At 65.9% G+C, this 20,637-nt stretch carries 26 protein-coding genes; 13 read left to right on the forward strand and 13 right to left on the reverse strand.

The window, feature by feature from the left end; all coding sequences use genetic code 11:
* The first annotated feature begins 11 nt into the window (after nucleotides 1–11).
* The 4 genes from Q333_RS0109030 to arsH are packed head-to-tail and all read left to right on the forward strand — an operon-like array spanning nucleotide 12 to nucleotide 2,612.
* Complete coding sequence (locus Q333_RS0109030) at nucleotides 12–347, forward strand: ArsR/SmtB family transcription factor (protein ID WP_029416419.1); 336 nt, start codon at nucleotides 12–14, stop codon at nucleotides 345–347.
* A gap of 8 nt (nucleotides 348–355) precedes the next feature.
* Entirely contained in the window at nucleotides 356–781 is a 426-nt protein-coding gene (gene arsC, locus Q333_RS0109035; RefSeq protein ID WP_029416420.1) for an arsenate reductase (glutaredoxin), read from the forward strand.
* A complete protein-coding gene (arsB, locus tag Q333_RS0109040; protein WP_029416421.1) occupies nucleotides 778–1,866 on the forward strand; it encodes an ACR3 family arsenite efflux transporter in 1,089 nt (362 codons plus the stop codon). The genes arsC and arsB overlap by 4 nt, the downstream gene beginning before the upstream one ends.
* Nucleotides 1,866–2,612: an arsenical resistance protein ArsH gene (gene arsH, locus Q333_RS0109045; RefSeq protein ID WP_029416422.1), complete on the forward strand. Its 747-nt coding sequence runs from the start codon at nucleotides 1,866–1,868 to the stop codon at nucleotides 2,610–2,612. The genes arsB and arsH overlap by 1 nt, the downstream gene beginning before the upstream one ends.
* 10 nt (nucleotides 2,613–2,622) lie before the next feature.
* On the opposite strand, the gene Q333_RS0109050 is transcribed toward arsH, so the two are convergent.
* The 4 genes from Q333_RS0109050 to Q333_RS17615 form a co-directional block, all read right to left on the reverse strand.
* Complete coding sequence (locus Q333_RS0109050; RefSeq protein WP_029416423.1) at nucleotides 2,623–2,826, reverse strand: hypothetical protein; 204 nt, start codon at nucleotides 2,824–2,826, stop codon at nucleotides 2,623–2,625.
* 547 nt (nucleotides 2,827–3,373) lie between these two features.
* A complete protein-coding gene (locus tag Q333_RS0109055; RefSeq protein ID WP_029416424.1) occupies nucleotides 3,374–3,658 on the reverse strand; it encodes a hypothetical protein in 285 nt (94 codons plus the stop codon).
* A complete protein-coding gene (locus tag Q333_RS0109060; RefSeq protein ID WP_245591515.1) occupies nucleotides 3,655–4,977 on the reverse strand; it encodes a TolC family protein in 1,323 nt (440 codons plus the stop codon). Before Q333_RS0109060 ends, Q333_RS0109055 begins: the two co-directional genes overlap by 4 nt.
* 46 nt (nucleotides 4,978–5,023) lie before the next feature.
* Complete coding sequence (locus Q333_RS17615) at nucleotides 5,024–5,428, reverse strand: hypothetical protein (protein ID WP_157072409.1); 405 nt, start codon at nucleotides 5,426–5,428, stop codon at nucleotides 5,024–5,026.
* A gap of 207 nt (nucleotides 5,429–5,635) precedes the next feature.
* Between Q333_RS17615 and copC the strand changes: the two genes are divergently transcribed.
* The 4 genes from copC (at nucleotide 5,636) to Q333_RS0109085 (ending at nucleotide 9,302) form a co-directional block, all read left to right on the forward strand.
* On the forward strand, nucleotides 5,636–5,998 hold the full coding sequence (gene copC, locus Q333_RS0109070; protein WP_029416426.1) for a copper homeostasis periplasmic binding protein CopC: 363 nt from the start codon (nucleotides 5,636–5,638) through the stop codon (nucleotides 5,996–5,998).
* A 6-nt stretch (nucleotides 5,999–6,004) separates the two neighbouring features.
* Nucleotides 6,005–6,946, forward strand: coding sequence for a copper homeostasis membrane protein CopD (gene copD, locus Q333_RS0109075; RefSeq protein ID WP_029416427.1), 942 nt, complete (start codon nucleotides 6,005–6,007; stop codon nucleotides 6,944–6,946).
* Between the two features lie 402 nt (nucleotides 6,947–7,348).
* Nucleotides 7,349–7,753, forward strand: a complete 405-nt coding sequence (locus Q333_RS0109080; protein ID WP_029416428.1) for a four-helix bundle copper-binding protein — start codon at nucleotides 7,349–7,351, stop codon at nucleotides 7,751–7,753.
* 277 nt (nucleotides 7,754–8,030) lie between these two features.
* On the forward strand, nucleotides 8,031–9,302 hold the full coding sequence (locus Q333_RS0109085; RefSeq protein ID WP_029416429.1) for a hypothetical protein: 1,272 nt from the start codon (nucleotides 8,031–8,033) through the stop codon (nucleotides 9,300–9,302).
* A 44-nt stretch (nucleotides 9,303–9,346) separates the two neighbouring features.
* On the opposite strand, the gene Q333_RS0109090 is transcribed toward Q333_RS0109085, so the two are convergent.
* The 4 genes from Q333_RS0109090 to Q333_RS0109105 form a co-directional block, all read right to left on the reverse strand.
* On the reverse strand, nucleotides 9,347–10,075 hold the full coding sequence (locus Q333_RS0109090) for a PepSY domain-containing protein (RefSeq protein ID WP_029416430.1): 729 nt from the start codon (nucleotides 10,073–10,075) through the stop codon (nucleotides 9,347–9,349).
* Between the two features lie 11 nt (nucleotides 10,076–10,086).
* On the reverse strand, nucleotides 10,087–10,557 hold the full coding sequence (locus Q333_RS0109095; RefSeq protein WP_035294032.1) for a DUF411 domain-containing protein: 471 nt from the start codon (nucleotides 10,555–10,557) through the stop codon (nucleotides 10,087–10,089).
* Between the two features lie 54 nt (nucleotides 10,558–10,611).
* A complete protein-coding gene (locus Q333_RS0109100) occupies nucleotides 10,612–11,085 on the reverse strand; it encodes a YybH family protein (RefSeq protein ID WP_029416432.1) in 474 nt (157 codons plus the stop codon).
* Nucleotides 11,086–11,179: 94 nt separating this feature from the next.
* Nucleotides 11,180–11,830 carry a DUF2231 domain-containing protein gene (locus tag Q333_RS0109105; protein WP_051651211.1) on the reverse strand — a complete coding sequence of 217 codons (651 nt, stop codon included), beginning with the start codon at nucleotides 11,828–11,830 and terminating at the stop codon, nucleotides 11,180–11,182.
* A gap of 119 nt (nucleotides 11,831–11,949) precedes the next feature.
* Here Q333_RS0109105 and Q333_RS0109110 point away from each other — a divergent pair, with 119 nt between their 5' ends.
* From Q333_RS0109110 to Q333_RS0109130, 5 genes are all read left to right on the forward strand, one after another.
* Nucleotides 11,950–12,231, forward strand: coding sequence for a hypothetical protein (locus Q333_RS0109110; RefSeq protein WP_029416434.1), 282 nt, complete (start codon nucleotides 11,950–11,952; stop codon nucleotides 12,229–12,231).
* Nucleotides 12,228–12,668 (forward strand): Spy/CpxP family protein refolding chaperone, encoded by a 441-nt coding sequence (locus tag Q333_RS0109115; RefSeq protein ID WP_029416435.1) that lies wholly within the window; start codon nucleotides 12,228–12,230, stop codon nucleotides 12,666–12,668. The genes Q333_RS0109110 and Q333_RS0109115 overlap by 4 nt, the downstream gene beginning before the upstream one ends.
* 8 nt (nucleotides 12,669–12,676) lie before the next feature.
* Nucleotides 12,677–13,273: an RNA polymerase sigma factor gene (locus Q333_RS0109120; protein ID WP_051651212.1), complete on the forward strand. Its 597-nt coding sequence runs from the start codon at nucleotides 12,677–12,679 to the stop codon at nucleotides 13,271–13,273.
* An 84-nt stretch (nucleotides 13,274–13,357) separates the two neighbouring features.
* On the forward strand, nucleotides 13,358–13,690 hold the full coding sequence (locus Q333_RS16470; RefSeq protein ID WP_157072410.1) for a hypothetical protein: 333 nt from the start codon (nucleotides 13,358–13,360) through the stop codon (nucleotides 13,688–13,690).
* A 26-nt stretch (nucleotides 13,691–13,716) separates the two neighbouring features.
* Nucleotides 13,717–14,127 carry a copper resistance CopC family protein gene (locus tag Q333_RS0109130; protein WP_051651214.1) on the forward strand — a complete coding sequence of 137 codons (411 nt, stop codon included), beginning with the start codon at nucleotides 13,717–13,719 and terminating at the stop codon, nucleotides 14,125–14,127.
* Nucleotides 14,128–14,618: 491 nt separating this feature from the next.
* On the opposite strand, the gene Q333_RS17305 is transcribed toward Q333_RS0109130, so the two are convergent.
* The 5 genes from Q333_RS17305 to Q333_RS0109155 form a co-directional block, all read right to left on the reverse strand.
* Nucleotides 14,619–16,238 (reverse strand): copper resistance protein B, encoded by a 1,620-nt coding sequence (locus Q333_RS17305; RefSeq protein WP_245591516.1) that lies wholly within the window; start codon nucleotides 16,236–16,238, stop codon nucleotides 14,619–14,621.
* Nucleotides 16,235–18,103: a copper resistance system multicopper oxidase gene (locus Q333_RS0109140; protein WP_029416439.1), complete on the reverse strand. Its 1,869-nt coding sequence runs from the start codon at nucleotides 18,101–18,103 to the stop codon at nucleotides 16,235–16,237. Before Q333_RS0109140 ends, Q333_RS17305 begins: the two co-directional genes overlap by 4 nt.
* A gap of 139 nt (nucleotides 18,104–18,242) precedes the next feature.
* Nucleotides 18,243–18,713, reverse strand: a complete 471-nt coding sequence (locus tag Q333_RS0109145) for a DUF305 domain-containing protein (protein ID WP_029416440.1) — start codon at nucleotides 18,711–18,713, stop codon at nucleotides 18,243–18,245.
* A gap of 27 nt (nucleotides 18,714–18,740) precedes the next feature.
* The gene (locus Q333_RS16965) at nucleotides 18,741–19,436 is read right to left on the reverse strand and encodes a DUF305 domain-containing protein (RefSeq protein WP_051651215.1); all 696 of its coding nucleotides are present in this window, start codon (nucleotides 19,434–19,436) and stop codon (nucleotides 18,741–18,743) included.
* Nucleotides 19,437–19,763: 327 nt separating this feature from the next.
* The gene (locus Q333_RS0109155) at nucleotides 19,764–20,615 is read right to left on the reverse strand and encodes a sterol desaturase family protein (RefSeq protein ID WP_029416442.1); all 852 of its coding nucleotides are present in this window, start codon (nucleotides 20,613–20,615) and stop codon (nucleotides 19,764–19,766) included.
* Nucleotides 20,616–20,637: the final 22 nt, after the last annotated feature.

The raw sequence follows: 20,637 nt of genomic DNA on the forward strand, positions 1-20,637 counted from the left end.
ATTGTCGAAGAATGGATAACGAACTCGCCGTCAGATGCTTTTCCGCGCTTGGGCACCCTCGGCGGCTTGATGTCCTTCGGCTGCTTATCAAGAACGCTCCCGACGGACTGAAAGCCGGCGAGATCGCCGATAAGTTCGGCCAGCCCGCTAGCACGATGTCATCCCACCTTCGGATACTCACCGAGGCCGGTCTGGTGTCGTTCGAGCGAAAAGGCCGCGAGATTTACTTCAGGCCGAATATCGACCGTGTTCGGGGTTTGATTCTGTTCCTCGTCGCCGACTGTTGCGGTGGCCAGGCCGACAAGTGCGAGCCGCTGCTGGCCGAACTCCTGCCCTGCTGCCCCTGAAGGTCGCCATGGACATCGTCATCTATCACAACCCCGCCTGCGGGACGTCTCGCAACACCCTAGCCCTGATCCGACACGCCGGGATCGAGCCGCACGTCGTCGAGTATCTGAAAACGCCACCGGCCCGAGAATTGGTGGGCCAACTGGTCGTTCGCATGGGGATCGCCGTGCGCGAGGTGCTACGGGAGAAAGGCACGCCCTATGCGGAACTCGGTCTCGGCGACCCAGCGTTGACCGACGACGACCTGCTCGACGCGATCGAAGTCCACCCGATCCTGTTGAACCGGCCAATTGTCGTCGCCCCTTCGGGGGTAAAACTGTGTCGGCCGTCTGAAGCAGTCCTCGACTTGCTCCCCACGGAAGGACTGAAGCCCTTCGTCAAGGAGGACGGCGAAGTCGTCATCGACGAGTCCGGGCACAGGGTGCGCCGATGATCGACACCCCCGTGACCTACGACAACGCGCCACGCCGGCTCTCCTTCCTCGACCGCTGGCTCACCCTGTGGATTTTCGTCGCCATGGCGCTGGGCGTGCTTCTGGGCACGGCGGTTCCCGGCCTGCCTGCGTGGCTGGACAGCTTATCGGTTGGATCGACCAACATCCCCATCGCCATCGGGCTGATCCTGATGATGTATCCGCCCTTGGCGAAGGTGAAATACGAGGAACTGCCGCGCGTCTTCGCCGACAAGCGGGTGCTGGCGCTGTCGCTGTTCCAAAACTGGGTTCTCGGCCCGGTGCTGATGTTCGTGTTGGCGGTGATCTTCCTGCGCGACCAGCCGGAATACATGACCGGGGTAATCTTGATCGGTCTGGCTCGCTGCATCGCCATGGTGCTGGTCTGGAACCAACTGGCGCGTGGCGACAACCAGTATGTCGCCGGGCTTGTGGCCTTCAACTCGGTCTTCCAGATCGTCTTCTTCAGCGCCTACGCGTGGTTCTTCCTGTCGTTCCTGCCGCCGCTGCTCGGCTTGGAAGGCAGCGTCGTGGATGTCAGCTTCTGGACCATTGCCGGCGCCGTCCTGATCTACTTGGGGCTACCGTTCCTCGGCGGTTTTCTGACCCGCCGCACCCTCATCGGGCGCAAAGGCGCCGACTGGTATGAGCGTCGCTTCCTGCCGCGCATCGGGCCGATCACCCTGATTGCTCTGCTGTTCACCATTGTCGCCATGTTCAGCCTGAAAGGCGGGGACGTCGTCGCCCTCCCGTTCGACGCCCTGCGCATCGCCATTCCGCTGACGATCTACTTCCTGGTGATGTTCGTGGTCAGCTTCCTGATGGGCCGCTTGATAGAGGCGGACTATCCGCGCACCACCGCCCTTGCCTTCACCGCCGCCTCCAACAACTTCGAACTCGCCATCGCGGTGGCGATCGCCGCCTTCGGCTTGGCCTCTCCCGTGGCCTTCGCCGCCGTCATCGGACCGCTAGTCGAGGTGCCGGTGCTGATCCTGCTGGTCTCGGTCGCCCTGTGGCTGGGCCGGCGGTTCTTCCCGGCGACCGCCCCCGGCAAGGACGTCTGTTGATGAGTCGTCTACGCACCCTACCGGAGCCGGACAACCTGCCCGCGCTGGACCCCGCCTACCTGTCGCTCACGCCGGCCGTCGGCCTCGGTCCGAACGACCACCCGCCCCGCATCCTGCTGCTCTACGGCTCCTTGCGTCAGCGGTCCTTCTCCCGCCTCTGCGTCGAGGAAGCGGCCCGCCTGCTGCGCCTGATGGGCTGCGAGACCCGCATCTTCGATCCGTCCAACCTGCCACTGCCCGGCTCGCCCGGCGACGATGAGCACCCGGCAGTGAAGGAACTGCGCGAGCACGCATTCTGGTCCGAGGGGATGGTCTGCTGCAGCCCCGAGCGCCACGGCCAGGTGTCCGGCCTGATGAAACTTCAGATCGACCACTTGCCGCTAAGCATCGGTGGCCTGCGGCCGACCCAAGGACGCACACTGGCCGTGATGCAGGTCTCCGGCGGCTCGCAGAGTTTCAACGCAGTGAACACCCTGCGCCTGCTTGGCCGCTGGATGCGCATGATCACCATCCCGAACCAATCAAGTGTCGCTAAGGCGTTCCAAGAGTTCGATGAGGCGGGCCGGATGAAGCCGTCCAGCTACTACGATCGCATCGTCGATGTGATGGAGGAACTTGTGCGCTTCACCATTCTCACCCGGCCACATGCCACCGCGCTGGTCGATCGGTATTCCGAACGCAAGGCCGCAAAGCTGCCCGTGGATCACGAGGCCGACTTGTCCGCCATCGCCGTCCGCGCCGGCTGATGCCGGCTCACTAGTCGTCGGCGAGCGGGGGCATTTGCTGCGCGAGTCGCCTCGCGATCGCTTTGATCTTCTCTGGGGAGGGGCGCGGGTGCTGGCGCGACAGGCCAGGGTCCACGGTCCCCTCGGGATCGACATAGGGCGTCCCGTCGGGGTTCACCTCGCCGACCAGCTTGTCCACTTCGCGGGCCAGCGCCGCGCGCTCCGCCTCGTTCATTCTGCCTTCTCCGGCAACCAATGCGACCATATCAAGCGGTCTCCACTTCATCAATCACGACACAGTCGTGCATCTATTTCACCCGAACGAGTCAACCAGCTTACGAAACGAGTCTTCGCCCTGACGGAACGCTATAAAGATCGTTAACGCGGAGTCCAACCTAATTATTGACGGTAAGAATTGCTCTCTCATATAATTGAAACAACTTCGATGATCGTAGAAAGGACTCCGCGTCGGTTTCTGTCGCCGCAATACATCTCAAGTAAACTCGATGTAACTGCGATTTCCGCGACAATTGTCGATTCACGACTTCAATGAACTACTGCATGGCAGGCCCGCCGCAACAGCGCCTGGACAGCACCCTCGAACGTCGGCGAGCAAACGCACTCGCGCCCGTCTATGGCACCGACGAACTGCGAGGCGCCGTTCACCCAGCGACGCCGCACCGCCAACCCCGCCATCGGCGCGGTCACCACATCCATCCTGTATCGCATTGGCACAATCCTTCGGTTCAGGTCGAAGGTCGTGTCGCGGGCTGGGACGCCCCTCAATGCCTCATTTCAAACTGTGCCAGTGCCCGGGGATCGAGGGGCTTGTCTTTCAGATAGGGATAGAGCCGGAACAGCGGCTCTGGCCCTTCCTCATAGAGGGTGATCTCCAAGGCGAAGTCGCCGTCTCGCAGCAGGCGGCCGTTGTGCGGGCCGCGCTCGTAGTCGCCGGCTTCGGCTTCGGCCTTTTCGGCGGACGGGGCGTCCGAGCAGGAGGCGACGCCGACGACGCCGGCCAGGAACAGGGCCGCCGCAGCCGCCCGAACGAGATTGGACGGGCTCATCGGCGCGCCTCCGATTGCAGGATGAAGGGATCGTGGGCGCCAGTCAGCCGATCGCGTCGCGCGACGTCTCGATGGAGTTCGGAAAGGACCTCGACCAGCCGCAGCCGCAGATCGAGTAGGGCGCGGTGCGCGGAGACCACGTCGTTGTAGGTGAAGCCGCCTCTCGCGAAGCCGGCCTCAACCTCGGCGACGGCGCGCTCGGCCAGCGGCAGGGCGTCTTCGCGCAGGCGACTGGCCTCGCTGGCCCCGGCCGAAATGTCCACCTGAAGCCGGGCGACCTCGCGGTCCTTTTCCACGCGGAACGCGTTCCGGTCCGCTGTCGCGGCGGTCGCCAGAGCCTCCGCTTGGTCGATGGCTCCCTGGTTACGATCGTAGCGCTGAAGCGGGATCGACCCGCCGATCACCAGGCCGACACCCCCCGTGTCCCAGTCGTGCCGCAGGCCGACGTCGACCGTGGCGTTGGGCACGGCGGCGGCGCGCTGGACCGCGGCGTCCGCCGCCGCCAGATTGCGCCGCGCATCGAACACGAGCAGGTCCGCCTGGGCGATTTCGCCGACGGGCGCCCGCGACGCGGAAGTGTCGTAGAACAGGTCCGACGGGATGGAGAAGTCCACCGTGCCGTCCCAGAACTTAGCCAGGGCGATGCGGGCGACGCGCAGCCTCGTCTCCGCCTGGTCCAGATCGATCTGGGCCTCGACCAATTCCGCCTCCGCCCGCGACCCTGCGAACAGGGGATCGCGCGCCGCCGCCACCCGGCGCGACGTCTCGACGTGAACCCGCTCCGCCAAAGCAAGCCGTTGCCGGGCGACGTCCAGTTCCGCTTCGGCGACCAGCACCTCGACATAGGCGAGCTGCGCCTGCTCCAGGCGGTCCAGCCGCCTGACCCGGGCTTCCGCCGCGACGAGATCGGCTTCGCCGCGCGCCCGGCCGGTTCGCGCGACCCGATCGCCGCCCCGCTCCAGCTCCTGGGAATAGGTCAGTCGCACCTCGGTCCGGTCGATCAGTCCGCCGCCGCCGACCGTCGGCAGGTTCTCGACTGCGACGCCGAGGCGGGGGTTGGTGCGCACATCGGCCTGACGGACGCCGGCCTCGGCGGCACGGGTGCGGGCGTCCGATCCAGCGATGGCCGGGTCGGACTGGGCCGCTCGGACCAGCGCGTCAGGCAGCGTCAGGGTCGGAAGCGGTGCCTCGGCAGCCGGCGTGGCGTTCTGGGCCAAGGCCATGCCGCAGGGCAGGCCAAGGCCTGCGGTGATGGCGAGCACGGACGCCATCGCGGCTCGCGCCCGCCGTCCGGCCAAGCCGGCGGTTGGGTGTCTCAAGGAAATCTCCGGAAAAGGGCGCGCGCGACCGCTCGGCCGCGCCGGTTCAGATGACCGTCAGCGTCCGTTTCGGAGGGTCTTCAAGGCCTTCTCGGTCCCAGCCAACCAAGGCGTGATCCGCGCCGGGCGTCAGCGGGTCGGCCGCCAAGGCGAGAACATGAACCGGAGACCGCGAAAGCGTCGGGATCGCGGCGTGCGGATCACCGCCGCTGTGGTGATGGTGCCCGATGGGTTGTTGTTCGCCGTCCGTCTCCGGGTCTTCGTCTGGAGCCTCAGCCGGCGCGACATGCACGTGAACCCCGTGGTCGTCATCGACAGACGTCAATGAGACAGGCGGCCAGCCGGCACCGTGACCAAAGGAGTGCTGCGCTTCCGCCACCGCATGCGCGTTCAACGCCGCCAAAAGGGCGACGCTGAAGCAGATGCAGATGAGACGGAAGACTCGCGGCAAGATCGGCGCTCCTCAGAGTCCTGTAGCGAGTCGACCGGCGACGGCAACGACCGTTCCCAAATTGGGGGCGAAACTTGCTCGGTCGTCGTTTCGCTTGGCTCGCACCGCTATTAAGCGGACGCTTGGCTAAATTTTGAAGAGAGAGAGGGGCCGGCCGCAAGCCGCCGTATTATCTAGTGGGGCCCGTAAATCCGTGGAGTTGTTCCTATGCTTAATCGCCAAGCTCTGTCCTTCGTCGGCGCGGTTGGAGCCGTGTTTCTCATCGCGACCCAGGCTGACGCGCACGCTCGGGTCGTCGCATCGACGCCGGCGGCGAGCGCCACGGTCAACTCGACCCGTTCGATTTCGGTGACCTTCAGCGAGCGCGTCGCCCCCGCGTTTTCAGGGCTCGACCTTGTCGGCGCTTCAGGCTCGGAGATCGCCGTGACCTCCAGCGTGTCGGCCGATGGAAAAACCATCACCGGTCAGACCGCCCGGCCTCTCTCCGCCGGGGCCTACACGGTGAACTGGCGCGCTGCGTCGGCGGACGGACATCGGATGACGGGCAACTTTACCTTCACCGTCCGGTAACCTGCGGTGCTCGACATTCTGGTGATCGCCCTGCGGTTGGCGCAGTACGGCGGGGCGGTCATCCTGCTCGGCGCCCCGCTGTTCCTGCTTTACGGACTGCAGGAGCGCGATGCCGCTTCCCAGGCCTGGTCACGTGGCCTGATCGCGTCGGCCGCCGCCGTGGTTGCGATTGCCTCGGCGGCGGGCTTGATCGCGCAGACCTCCGTGATGGCGGGGTCGATCACCGAGGGGCTCAAACCCTCGTCGATCGGCTTCATGATCACCGGGACGAGCCTGGGACCCGCCTTCGTTGTCCGATCGGCGATGGCCTTGGCGGCCTTGGGCGTGGTCCTTTTCGTGCGACCCTCAAGACTCCAGTGGATGGGTCTGGTCTTCGCGGGTCTCGTGATCAGCGCGAGTTTTGCCTGGACGGGTCACGGAGCCGCGACCGAAGGCGCGGGCCGCTATCCCCACCTCGCCGCGGCCATCCTGCACAGCTGGGCCGCCGCACTCTGGCTCGGAGCGTTGGCGGCGCTCCTCATCATGACCTTGCGGCATCGGCCGGGCGATGCTCGATCGGATCGAATCTTGCATGCCGCGCTGCACGGGTTTTCGGGTGTTGGAACCCTCGCCGTCGCTCTCTTGATCGTAAGTGGAGCCGTGAACAGTCTGTTCCTGGTCGGCCTTGATCGGATCAGCGGGCTGTGGACCACCCTCTACGGCGGCCTGCTTCTGGCCAAGCTCGGTATGTTTGGGCTCATGCTGGCGATGGCAGCGTCGAACCGCTTCCTGTTGACCCCCGGCCTGTCGGACGCCCTCGACGATCCGGAGGGTCTGCAAGCCGCCGTGGCGCGGCTGAAGGGGAGCCTTGTGCTGGAAACCCTTCTCGCCCTGGCCCTTCTTGGCCTCGTGGCGATCATGGGCACGCTGGCGCCGGTGTCTGCGATGGATATGTCCATGTCGTCGTGAGCGTCGGCGGTCGCGACGGCTGGCTACCGCCCAGCTACACCGCCGCTCAACGACAAACATTCCGGCGAACGGGAGGGTTTCAACGCTTCATCATGCCCAGCCGAGGTGACTTGATGGCGCGTGTGCAACACAGCACGGCCCCCTCTGCTTCCAAGGTTTTGCAACCCGGTCTGCGGACGATCACATCATCGCCGCCTCGCCGGGGCATAACGCCGACCCGTTGATTGCAGGCTTTCGGGAATTCGAGAATGACCGGCGATCTCGCTGATGAAAAAACAGGCGGCCCAGCGTCGCTGGACGACACGCTCCCTCTCCTGCGCGAGCATTTTACAGGACAAGGCACCAACACGCGGAACGACCGCCTTCGCCTGGGATTGACCAAGTTCATCCCCGGAGAGTTCGATGCATATCCAATCCATGATCAGCACCCATCCCCACGTCGAAGGTTCGACCAATGACGCGCTAATCCGCGCCGTTGAAGCGGCCTATGACTGCGCCGCGACCTGTCGCATCTGCGCCGATGCGTGTCTCGGCGAAGCCATGGTGGCCGACCTCGTCCAATGCATTCGGCTGACCCTCGATTGCGCCGACGTTTGCGCGTCGGCGGGCGCGGTCGGTGCCCGACGGACGGGAAGCAACGAGGCCGTCATCAAGGCTCTGCTCGAGGCTTGCGCCGACACCTGCGCCACCTGCGCGGCGGAATGCGACAAGCACGCGGATATGCATGAACACTGCCGTATTTGTGCCGAGGCATGCCGACGGTGCGAGACCGCCTGTCGTGAAGCGGTTGAGACAATCACGCCATAGGACAACTGATTGGGCACCGGTCTCTTGCTGCCCTTGAACAACGCAGACGTGGGGCGGTGCCCCCTGCTGGATAGGTGGCGCTGCCCCCCCCCAAGAGCGACGACTGTGGCCATTGGTCCTATCCGCTCTCTGTAAAGACCCAGTCACTGGCTGCCCGTACGGACACGCGGGCTCCGCAGCTCGGCAGGCATGAAGCGCCTGAACGACCCTTTGTTCCCGTGGCGCGGCCGGATCGATTCGCCTAGGCTAGAAGGCGTGGGCGACTGAGGGGACGTGCGTGCAGGATCGACTTCGAGACCTTATCGAACGGTGGCGTGACGACCCTGCGGCGACCTACCAAACCTGGTTTCTGTGGGACGAACGGTTGAAGAACTTCCGGTCGATCCGCAGAGGCATCGGCCAAGTGGTTGAGGAAATCGAGACGGGCCGGTTCGGCGTCGCCTATCGCGGCTCGTCTCTGGAGACCATCGTCCATTCGGTCGCTGAGCAGCGCCAGATCTTCAAGGGCGCCGACCACGCTTTTCTGTGGAAGCCCAAGCTGCGGATCCCCGACATCTACGAGAACTCGGCGAACCAGCGCGCCTTTGGCCGTCTCCTGCATCATTGCAGCGGCTGTTCGACGGCCGACGAGATCCTCTCAGGCATCCGCACGATCGATCAGCTGAAGATCAAGGGCCTCGGACCGGCCGTCGCCAACCTCATCTACTTCCTGCACCCCACCCACGCGCCACCGTTCAACACCGCCATCGTCAACGGCTACAATGCGATCACAGGCGCAAAGGTGAAGCTCGGCAGTTGGGACCACTACCTGGCCATGCGGGAAGGTCTGCTGGCTTTGAACGCCCGGTACCGCGACCTGCTGTCGAACGATTTGGGCGCGATCGCAGGATTTTTGTTCGATGTGGGTTCCGGCCGGTACCCGGCCCCGCCCCTCGAGGGCGACACCCTCCCTCGTCAGGACTGGGAGGACCGGCTCGCACAGGCCCGCTTTGAAGCGATGAAGTTCGAGAAAGCAACGGCGCAGCAACGCGAGACGGACCGCACGCATACCGAAATTCAGGCCTGGCTCCGCGATCTGGGACGGGCGCTCAGCTACCGTGTCTGGATCGCCGCCAACGACCGAGGCCGGTTGCACGACGGCGCGCGCCTCGGCGAGGGATGCCTCGATCAACTTCCCGCGGCCCTAGCGAACGGCGCGGGGGCGGAGTCGATCCGCCTGATCGACGTCCTGTGGCTGGACGCCGCCGCGGATCGGGTGGCGGCGGCCTTCGAAGTCGAACACTCCACCACCATCTATTCCGGCGTGGTGCGCATGCTGGACCTGGCGCTCTCGGGCGAGTTGCACTCGTCAGCGGGGCTGTTTCTGGTGGCCCCGGACAGCCGGGAGGGCGACGTGCGCGCCCAGCTGCAACGCCCGGCTTTCAGCCGGATCGCGGATCTGGATGTCCGGTACCTGCCCTATGGCGAGCTGGATCGACACCGGGGCTCGATCGCGCGTTTCGCCTCCGACCTGCGGGCCCTGACCGAGATTTCCCACCGCCTGACATGAGCGCTGTCTGCGCGATCCCGCGACCGGCGTCCGCGCCGGACGGATCACCCTGAACTGCTCGTCCGTCGAGAGGCTCGAAGCGCTTTGAGATCGCGTCCCACGCGGATCCACAACAGGATGATCCCCGTGATGACGATGCTCAGAGTGAGGAGGGTCGTGACGATGATCAGCGGATGGTTGAAGTTTTCGCCCGCCTGCCAGTCCATGATGTGGAGCCGCCAGAAGAGGTCATAGAAGCGCCAGACGTCCGAGCGGCGCGTCACCACCTCTCCCGTCGTTGGCGACAAATAGAAGCTCGTCCGTTCCCGGTCGGCAAAATCGACGCGCCAAAGCGGTCCCGTCCGCCCCGTCTCCTGCGGGGCCTGGGGCAACAACGCCGTGCCCGAGATATCGGCCTCGCCCCTGTAGGCCTGCTTGGCGAAAGTCGACGCCTCGACAGGGGACATCGGCGCGAACGGGACGCCTGTCGCGGCGGATACGACGACAGGCTCCCCGTCGGCAGGCGTCAACGTCCAGGCAGGACCGCGCGGCGTCGTGCTCAACTCCGCCTGCACGGGGTCCACACCGGCCCGAAGCGCCACGGCCGCGAGCGTCGGAAGATCGTCCAGATAAATCGCGCTGGGTCTGACCTCGGCCGCGCGATGCTCGCTGCGCACGGTCTCGATCGGAATGACGGTCATGACAAGGCCGCCGCCGACCCAGAACAGGACCTGCAGCCCCACGACCAGCCCGACCCATTTGTGAAGCTGGGTCGATAGCTTGAGCACCTTCATCGGAACGCCCGTCAGGCGTGGCGGGCGAACACGCGCGTGCCGCCGCCCTCGAGGATCAACAAGGTCTCATAGGGCTCGCGCTGCCCGTCCGGCGTCTCCATGCCCGGCGATCCCAGCGGCATCGCCGGCACGGCGAGGCCCACGGCGCTCGGGCGCTCGGCCAGAAGCCTTCGAACATCCTCGGCCGGCACATGACCCTCCAGAACATAGCCGCCGATCAGAGCGGTATGGCAGGACGCCAGGGCCTCCGGCACGCCCTGGGTGCTGCGGGTCGAGCTCAGAGTCGGCAGCTCGGTGATTCGGGCCTCGAAGCCGGCCGACCGCATATGATCGACCCAGGCCGTGCAGCAGCCGCAGGTCGGCGTCTTGTAGACCGCGAGCTCGCTCGACGCGCGGCTGATGGGCGCGCACGCCGCGACGGCGAGGGCGCAGGTCCCGGTCGCCAGGAGGCTGCGGCGCGACAGCGGTAGAGAGAGTTCCATGAGGCCTCGAGGAAACGATCTGTCGAACAAGCCCCAGCTCCGGGCCCGGGCGGCTCAGGCGGCGGGCCGGAAGGGGCGCGCCGAGGAATGATAGATGTCGAACCGCCACTCATCGCCGCGCTTGCGCAGGACGCTGGTGGCGACGCCGCGGCGCTCTATGGGGGCCCGGGCGTCGTCCTCGAAGGTGATGTGGTAGGTGTAGGTCTCCGATACGAAGGCGGTGTCCCCATCGATCTCGACCTTCACTTCATGGTCGCGGAAATCGAAGCCCGCGAGTTCGGAAAACTCGGGTCCCAGGTGGTGCTCCAGATAGTGGGCGAACGAGCCCTCGACGCCGCCATTCTCGAAGACCTCGGAGTCTGACCAGAACAGGGTCGGGGTCTGCGACACGTCCATCTGCTCGATCGCGGTCTTGTAGGCTGCAACGACGGCGCGGACGGCCTGCTCGTCGGAGGCTTGAGCCTGGGCGGGAGGCGCAATGGCGAGACTGGCGGCGATCGCCAGTCCGGCGAAGGTTGAACGAAACATCGTGGATGGCACTCCTGGTGGCTATGGCTGTGAAGGCGGGTCTGATGAAAGAGAGGCAACCGAAAGGCGACTGAGCAGGGCGTGGTCGTGACCGTCAGAACATCAGATGCCTCATGCCGTGGGTGAGCATGCCGCCCAGCAGGCCGTTGATCACGACAGCTCCGGCGGTCAGGGTCAAGAGACCGAGGTAGACCACTTCTCGTGCCGCTTCCGGTCGTCGAACCCAATGTTCCTTGGCCCACCAGCTGAGAAGACCCAGGGCCGCGATCGAGGTCCCTAGCCATCGATGATAGGCGTGGGTCGCGTCGTCCCGTCCAGGCAGGCCCATGGCGAACCACCCCAACGCCACGGCGGCGATACCGGAGATCGCGGCCAGTGCGATGATCACGCGCGTGCCTTGGGTCAGGACCGGGCGACGAAGCGTCAGGGCGGCGATCTCGAGAAGGGCGGCGACGAGAAACAGGGCGATGGGGAAGTGGACGGCGGCCGGATGCATGGCGCCGAGCCAACGATACAGCCGCTGCGGCATGGGTTTAGGGCCCTGATCCGCCATCTCCGCATGATCCATGTCGGAGGCCATGCCCGGCATGGCCGTCGTGCCCGACAGAGGTCCTTCGGCGGCCGGCGCGGCGCTTTGGCTGCGGGACGACGTTGCCGGCTCATGAGCCTCATGCGCGGTTGCGGGAGCGCCAAGCGACAAGGCCAGTCCGAAGACCAGCCCGATGAGGAATTTGCGTCCTCCCATAATCTCGCTCCAATAGGCGTCCCTTCCTAGACCTACGCAGCACCGGGCCTCCTCCCCTCGTTGGAGGGATTGCGCGGGTCCAGCCGTATGAGACTCTAGGGGCGCAAGGAGAGTGTTCGATGTCGGTTGATCTGGATGACATTCTGACGAAGTCGGCGGCGGCGCCGATCGGTCGGTCTCTCGACGGGCTGGAGTCCCTCGTCTGGAGCCGGGTCGAAGCCCTGCGTGGCGAGCGACTGGCTTCCCAGCTGCGTGTGGGGGCTGTAGCGATCGCCATGGTGACGGGTCTCACCGCGGGCGGGGTCGGCGCGACCGCCGCACCCCAGCCGCCCGGGGAAATGGCGATCTTCACGGTCGATGCGGGTCTTTCGCCGCTGGTGAGACTGGAAACCGGTCGATGATGCGCGGCTGGCGGGCGATCGCCCTCACGGCCGTGCTGGCGGCGCTGGCCAGCGGCGTGGGCACCTGGATCAGCGCGAGTTGGGTTCTGAGCCAGCGCGAAGCGCCGTCCCTGCACGACATCGTGCACCATGACCTGGAACTCTCGCCCGAGCAGCTGACGCGGATCGAGGCGATCGAAGCTCGGTTCGCGACGCGTCGACCCGCGCTCGAAGCGGAGGTTCAAGCGGCCAACTTGGAACTGGCGCGCGCCATTGAACAGAGCGATGGCGACGGTCCACAGGTGCAGGCGGCGGTCGATCATTTCCACGTTGCGATGGGCGCCCTGCAGAAGGAGACGATCGCCCACGTCTTCGAGATGCGGTCTGTGCTGACGCCTGCCCAGGCCGAGGTCTTCGATGATCGCATCGTCTCCGCGCTTGCGCCCGACGAGCGATAGCGGTCCAGGTGGATGATCCAGGCCCCCTTTCCGCGCGTGCGGCTGGAGGCGACCGCGCGGCCTTCAGCGAATTGATGCGACAGACCAAGACGGCTTTGTTCCGGGTCGTCCGCCGCTACGCGGGGGATGAGCAGGACGCTTGGGATCTGCTGCAGGACACCTACGCGGCGGCCTGGATCAACATCCACCGCTACGATCCCACGCGGCCGTTCGAGGCCTGGATCCGGACCATCGCCCTCAACAAATGCAGGGACTGGAGCCGGCGGCGGATGGTGCGACGACTGATCCGAGGCGACGTGGATTTGGCATCGCCCGAGGCGATGTCGGTGGCGGATGGGCAGGAACCGGCGGACGACCAGATTGAGTCAAGCCGGAGGTTCTCCCGGTTGAACGAGGCGATGAATCGCCTCCCGCCTCATCTCAAAGCCCCACTTCTGCTCACCGCGATCGAAGGCCACAGCCAGGCGGAAACTGCCGACATGCTCGGCGTGTCGATCAAGGCGGTGGAGACACGGGTGGCCCGTGCCCGTCGAAAATTGCTGGAGCTTCTCGGCGACGATGAGCGTCGGGTCTCCAATAACGTCGCCCCGCGGTCGCGGGTGTGAGGGCTGGAGCCCGCCGCCGCGTAATTCAGTATGAAGGTGCTGCCGGAGTTTGGATCCGACAGTCGCCATCCAGGAGTTTGTCGCATGAGAGTTTTGATCCTGGCCGCGGGCGCGGCCTTCACCCTGGCGGCCTGCCAGCCCGCCGCCGATCCGCAGCCTGTCGACGCCGAGGGGACGGCCGACGCGACGCCGACAGCCCCCGCAGAGGCGGCTCCGGTGGCCGCAGCGGAGGAAGCCGCTTCGCCTGCGGCCGCCGCGGTCGAGGCGGATCCGCCGGCTCGGGCGCCGGCGCCCCGCCCAAGCCGCCCGGCGCCCACGGCTGCGCCGGAGCCCGCTCCGACGCCACCGCCCGCCGATCCGATGGCCGGCCATGACATGTCCAAGATGGACGGCATGACCATGCCGCCCAAGCAGTAGTTCGCCTCAAGCATCAGGAGTTTTTCATGAAGTGCTCAATCCTTGCCGGTTCCGTCGCCCTCGCGGCCTTGGCCCCCCTCTCGATCGCCCAAGCCCAGAGCCATTCCCATTCGGGCATGTCGGCTCAAGAACACGCCGCCATGCAGGCGCCGACCTCTGGCGTCGTAACGAGCCCGGCGGACAACGCCATGCTCGCCGCTGCCCCTACGACGTTTTCGGCGACCTTTCCCCACGCCATGGTTCTGACGTCGCTGCGGCTGACCGGCGCGCCCTCCGGCGAGCCGATCGAGGTGGCGGTCGCCGCAGACGTGCAGCCGGCGACCACCGTCACCACCCCCCTCCCCGGCTTGGCCCCCGGCTCCTATTCCGCCGCCTGGAGCGCCAAAGGCGCCGATGGCCATGAGATGACGGGCGTCGTGCGGTTCATGGTTCACTGAGACGGCGGCCTCCTCCCCCGAGGGGCCAAGGCCGACGTGAAGAAACGCCGCGCAGTTCGCTGTGCGGCGTTTTTCGCGTCAGTGCTCAATGTCTCCCCTGGCGATTGATCTGACGGAGCGGTGTCGCGTCTGAGATGTTACTCGCCGCTACATCGAAGCACCCGCAAGGTGGAGGCGTTGCAAAAGTCGATAGGTACTGCAGGCGGCGCCAGACGAGCTTGCCGGCTTGATGGCCGTCCTTGGCTTTGATCGCCCCGGCACCCTTACTGGACATCTCGCCCGACCCGACTTTGTTGGAGAGCCGCTCATCGGAAACGCCGATGGCCACTAACGAGGCAGACCTCAACGTTAGGAACGCACCCCGACACGCTGCGGTCACCTTGGACCCGACGACGACCCGCACAGGAGAGCCGCTGCGCCGAGCCTGCGAGCAGCCGCTCCCTGGCTCGATGAGCCAGGGAGCGGACAACGTCAGCCGAAGAAGATGTGCCCTAGAACCACGTCCGGATGCCGACCACGAACCGGGTCTCTTCCGAATTCTTGCCTTCGGCTTCGAGGAAGTCTGCCGTGCCCCCGAAGCTCTTGGTCCACTCCAGACCGACGTAGGGCGCAAATTCCTTGCGGAACTCATACCGTAGCCGCGCCCCGACCTGGAGCGTCGATAAGCCTGACCCGATCCCCAGCTCGGGGATGTCCTCCGCCGAAAACACCACCTCCGCTCGAGGCTGGACGATCCAGCGGTTGGTGATGCGTTGGTCGTACTCGGCCTCCGCCCGCGCCGTCAGCTCGCCCTTGTTGGAGAGGAACGCCGCCGCATCGACCTCGAACCAGTAGGGCGCCAGCCCTTGCACACCCACGACGAGGTCGGTCCGGTCGCCCTCGGGGCGATAGGTCTGGCGCACGCCCGCCTGGAAGTCGAAGAACGGTCGGAACGCGCGGCTGTAAAGGGCCTGGAGCTCGGCCTCTTCGACGTCGCCGTCGAATGCCCCCTCCCCTTCAGATTTCCACCAGAAGCGGGTGATGTCTCCGCCGATCCATCCTTGGGCATCCCAGGCGAATCCCTCTTCGCCGTCTCCAAAGCTGGCTTCGAGCTGGTCGAGGATGACGGCGGTGGTGCGCACGTCCCCATTTTCGACCCGCAGCTGCTCGCGCGCCGCCGCCATTTCCGCAGGATCAAAGAAGGCGTCGGCGGCGTGGGCCGGGCCGCGCGTCGCACCCGGCGGGAGAGGCATCTCGGGCGGGCGACCCGGATTGTCCGCGCTCGTCGGCACGTTCGGCGGCATGGCCATGGCGGACATATCATGCCCAGGGGGCATCTGGCCCATGGCGGACATGTCGTGCCCGGCGTGAGGATCCAGCTGACCGGCCGTGGCCGGCCGCTGGCCAGCCTGCATCGCCGACATGTCGTGGCCGGCGTGTGGATCCGGCTGGCTTCCCGCGGACGACTGTTGGCCGCTCTGCATGGTCGACATGTCGTGGCCCGCCGGCATAGCCGGGGCCGCCGCCGCCTGACCCATGGCCGACATGTCATGCCCAGCGTGAGGGTTCGGCTGAACGCCGGATGAGGCTGGCGGGCTGGCCTGCATCGGCGACATGTCGTGGCCGGCGTGTGGATCCGGCTGGCTTCCCGCGGACGACTGTTGGCCACCCTGCATCGTTGACATGTCGTGGCCCGCCGGCATGGCCGGGGCCGCCGCCGCCTGACCCATGGCCGACATGTCATGCCCGGCGTGAAGGTTGGGCTGAACGCCGGCTGGGGCTGGCTGGCTGGTCTGCATCGTAGACATGTCGTGGCCGGCGTGAGGATCGGACTGGTCGGCCCCTGTCGGCGCAGCCTGCCCCATCGCCGACATATCGTGGCCCGCGTGCGGATCCGTCGCCGCCTGCGCCCGCTCGGGCACGGCGCCGATCGGGCAGACGGGCGCGCCAGGCGCGCCAACCCGGGACGGATCTCCGGTCGGTGCGCCGCGCCGCACACAGCCGGCTGGCAGCGGGGCGGCGGGCTGTGCAGCGGCCGATGCCGATCGGTGCCCGGCGTGGCTCTGAGCAAAGACCGGGCTGGCCGAGGCGGCGATCAGCAGGGGAACGAGACCGACAGATCGGCGGATCATGACGCGCCTCCTTCCAAGGGACGAACAGTGACGACGTTGAACATGCCGGCGTGCATGTGCATCAGCATGTGGCAGTGGAAGGCCCAGTCGCCTGGGGCGTCGGCGGTCAGGTCGAAGGTGACCTTGCCTCCCGGCGCGACGTTGACCGTGTGCTTGAGCGGCTGATGTCCTACAGGTCCGCCCGTCACCAGCTCGAAGAAGTGACCGTGCAGGTGGATGGGGTGGGCCATCATCGTGTCGTTGACCAGGGTCACCCGCACCCGCTCGTTCAGCTCGAAGCGGATCGGCTCGACGATCTCTGAGAACTTGCGCCCGTCGAATCCCCACATGAACCGTTCCATATTGCCGGTCAGGTGGATCTCCATTGTCCGGGACGGCGGGCGCTGATCCTTGTTCGGCGCCAGCGACACCAGGTCGGTGTAAACCAGCACACGGTGGGGAACGTCCTGCAGCCCGAGCGGGCGCTCGCCAAGCCGGTTGGCCGGTGCCATGGCGATGGAGTCCACGCCCACCCCGACGGCCATATCAGGGGGCGCATTGTTGGGGTCGCGCATATTCATGCCCGCCATGCCGCCATGATCCATCCCGGCCATCGCACCCCCGGACTGCGTCGCCATGGCGCCGTGATCCATCCCCGCCATGGCTCCGCCCGCGGAACCGGCCATGGCACCATGGTCCATTCCCGCCATCGCACCATTCTGTGAGCCACCCATCGCGCCATGGTCCATTCCGGCCATGTTCCCGTGATCCATGCCGCCCATACCCATGTCGCGCATGGTCAGGTTCGGGACCTCGCGAAGCGGCGGAACCTCGGCCGTCATGCCTAGGCGGGGGGCCAGGGTGGCCCGGCCCATTCCGGAGCGGTCGATGGCCTCGGAAACGATGGTGTAGGCGCGGTCCTCGGTCGGCCGGACGATGACGTCATACGTCTCGGCGACCGAGATCTGGAACTCGTCGGTCTCGACGGGACGCACGTTTTCGCCGTCGGCATTGACCACCGTCATCGGCAGGCCGGGGATGCGGACGTTGAAGATCGACATGGCCGAGGCGTTGATGACGCGCAGGCGGACCCGTTCTCCCGGCCGGAACAGGCCCGTCCAGTTCTCCTGGGGCCCGTGACCGTTGATCAGATAGGTGTAGGTGGTGCCGTTGACGTCGAGGATGTCGCGCGGATCCATCCGCATTTCGCCCCACATCCGGCGCTCTTCCAGGCTGAAGCGGTCGCTGCCGTCGAAGAGACCTGAAAGGCTGGTCCGTTGCCGGTTGAAGTAGCCTGGGCTCTTCTTCAGCTTGTCGAGGATTTCATGCGGATTCATGAAACTCCAGTCCGACAGGACCAGCACATGCTCGCGGTCGTAGGCCACGGGGTCGGCGCCCGCCGGGTCGACGACGATCGGGCCGTAGTGCCCCAGAGCCTCCTGAAGGCCGGAGTGGCTGTGGTACCAGAAGGTGCCCGATTGGATCAGCGGGAACTCGTATACGAAGGTCTCGCGGGGGCGGATGCCGGGGAAGCTGACCCCTGGAACGCCATCCATGTGGAACGGAAGAAGAATGCCATGCCAGTGGATGGAGGTGTCTTCGTCCAGGGTGTTGGTCACCGAAAGCCGCACATTCTGGCCCTCCCGCAGGCGCAGGAGCGGCGCGGGGAGCACGCCGTTGATCGTGGTGGCCGTAGCGGTGCGCCCGTTCACGGTGAAGGGGGAATGACCGATGGTCAGATCGACGTTCGGGCCCGTCAGCGTGGGCAGGTCAGCGCGCAGCCCCAGTGAGCCCGTCTGGGCCCAGGCGGGCATCAGGCCCTGCAAAGCCGCAAGGCCCGCCCCCGCGGTGGCGCCGCGCAGCAGCATTCGACGATCCAGCTTCATAGGATGCTCCTGAAAGACAGGATCGCCGCCTCCGCGAGACGGCGATCTATAGGGTCTTACGCAGACGCGACGGTCGGCCCTCGCGACAGGCTGCCGCAGTGCCGGCCCGACGAACGATTTCCGACGCCAGGCGCGGGACCTACCGCCGCGCGAGGAGCGCCTTCATCTGCGCGATCTCCTGTTCCTGCGATCTGACGATGTCCTCGCAAAGACCGCGGACCTCCGGATCCGTCAAGGACGCCTGCTGACACATGAGGATTGCGCCTGAATGGTGCGGGATCATCGAACGCAGGAACTCGGTGTCGCCCACCGCCGCCTGCGTCCGCATGCCGTAGAAGCTGCCCAGGAACACCAGGGCGGCGGCACCGCCGATGAGCAGATTGGTCCGCTTCGACGGATACATCGATCGCATGAAGATCAACATGAGGATCGCCATGGGCGAAACCATCATCAAGGTCATGTAGACGTTGTTTAGATTGAAGTAAAAATGATCGAGCGAGGCGATCATCGTGTACATCACCAAATACATGATGATGAAATCCAGGACGAGCTCCAGCCCGAACGACCGGTAGCTCCCCTTCATCGTGTGTCCTGCGTTCATGGTCTCCATGGATGCGCCCTCCTTCAAACGCCCATCTTACCCAGCCGCCGGTCGAACGGCGCCGGCCGGGCGGGCGTCCAGCCAAGCGCGCAGCTCAGCGATGTCCGCCGTCTGCATCTCGACCGTCTTCTGCGCCATGCGCCGGATGTCGGCGTCGTCACTTTCGCGCAGCACGACCTGCGACATGTCCAGCGCGCCCTGATGATGGGCGATCATCTTGCGGGCCCAGGTCTCGTCCGTGTCGGCGCCCACCGCGGCCATCATGGCGTCCTTCATCTTGGCTTCGGCCGACATGAAGGGATTTTCGGCGTCCGCCCCTGTCGCCGCCGCTCCGGCGGCCGCGCCTTCGTTCGCCTCGAGCCAACGCCGAAGCTCGGCGATGTCGCCCGTCTGCATCTCGAGGGTCTTCTGCGCCATCCGCCGGATTTCCGCGTCTTGGGTGTCCCGCAGAACGATCTCGGACATGTCGAGCGCCCCCTGGTGATGGGGGATCATCTTGCGCGCCCACGTCTCGCCGGCATCCGCTCCCGTCGCCGCCATCATCGCCTCGTGCATCTTCGTCTCGGCGGCCGCGAACGGCGTCTGCGCCATCGCCATCGGCTCTTGGGCGGGCGCCGAGGCCTCGGATGACGCCTGCGCGGCCGGCTCTGCGGCCGGGCTGCAGGCCGTGATCACGACAGAGGAACAGCTGAGGGCCAAAAGGGACAGACGTGTGAGGGTCGGGGTGTACATGAGAAGTCTCCTCTTGGCGCAATAGGACCGGGGTCAACGACCGGCTACGCGATGAATGTATCCGGCAGGGCTCACCAAGTGCGGATAGGATCGCCGCCTCGGTCGCCCGTGTCGAACGTCGATGCGGGCGTAATCCGGGCTCGCAGCCACGGTTCCGTCTCCAGAAAATATTCTCGAACACCGTTGCCTGAGATGAGGGAAGGCCGACCTGAATGCGTATAGCCATACAGAACTCGTCCTCTGCGCGGTGACTCCTCGGCCTTGAGGCGAAACAATCTGAGCAACGGAGCGTCTCGCCCCGGGCAGGCCACCATTCGCGCATGGGCGTCAGGAACGCCCCCGGAACGGTTCCGCGAGTTGTCGCAGATACGCGCGCGGATAGTCGGGGCGGCCTGACACTCCGATCTGCCCCGCACGCGGCGTATCGGACCCGTGGCGGAAGGTCCCGAGAAGATGGTCCCAAAGACTGGTGAAGAGCCCGAAGTTGACGTCGCCATCGCTTTGCGACGCCAGATGATGGTGCCGATGGGCCGGAGCGACGGCCCAGATGTACACCAGCGGCCCGATCCTCATGTCGACGTTGGAATGCTGGAGCATCAACTGGATGGCGACAGCGAAGGCCAGCAGCCAGGCGACGTCCATAGGCATGCCAAGAAGGACGAGGGGGGCGACACCCGCCGTCAGTTCAATGGCCTGATGCAGGGGGTGTTTCAACAGTCCGTTGAAGCCATACATCCTCTCCACGGAATGGTGCACGGCGTGAAGCGGCCATAGCGCCGGGATGCGGTGGCTGGCGTAGTGCGCCAGGGTGATCCCCAGGTCCGCCACCAGGATGGCGAGCGCCAACTGCCCGTACAGAGGCCAGTCTTCGGGCCACACGCCCGAATACGGGAGAAGCCCCGACAACAGCGGGAGAACCAGAACGGAGGCGGCGATCGACAGCTCGTTGAAGACCGCATGGGCCACGTCGCGAGCACGGTCACCATGCGGTTCGTTCCAGATCGGCTCATAGGGAGCCAACCGCTCCATGGCGAACGACACCCCGAGGGCCAGGCCGAGCAGAAGCGGCAGGACCCACGGGGGTTGGCCGGTTTGGACGGCGCTCATGGCCGCCCAGAGAAAGCCGACGAAAAAACACGGCGCATAGGCCAGGCGGATCACAAACCGTAGAGCGGACATCGAGGACTCCTTTGAGCCTCGA

The organism is Brevundimonas bacteroides DSM 4726 (assembly GCF_000701445.1).
Taxonomy (GTDB): Bacteria; Pseudomonadota; Alphaproteobacteria; order Caulobacterales; family Caulobacteraceae; genus Brevundimonas; species Brevundimonas bacteroides.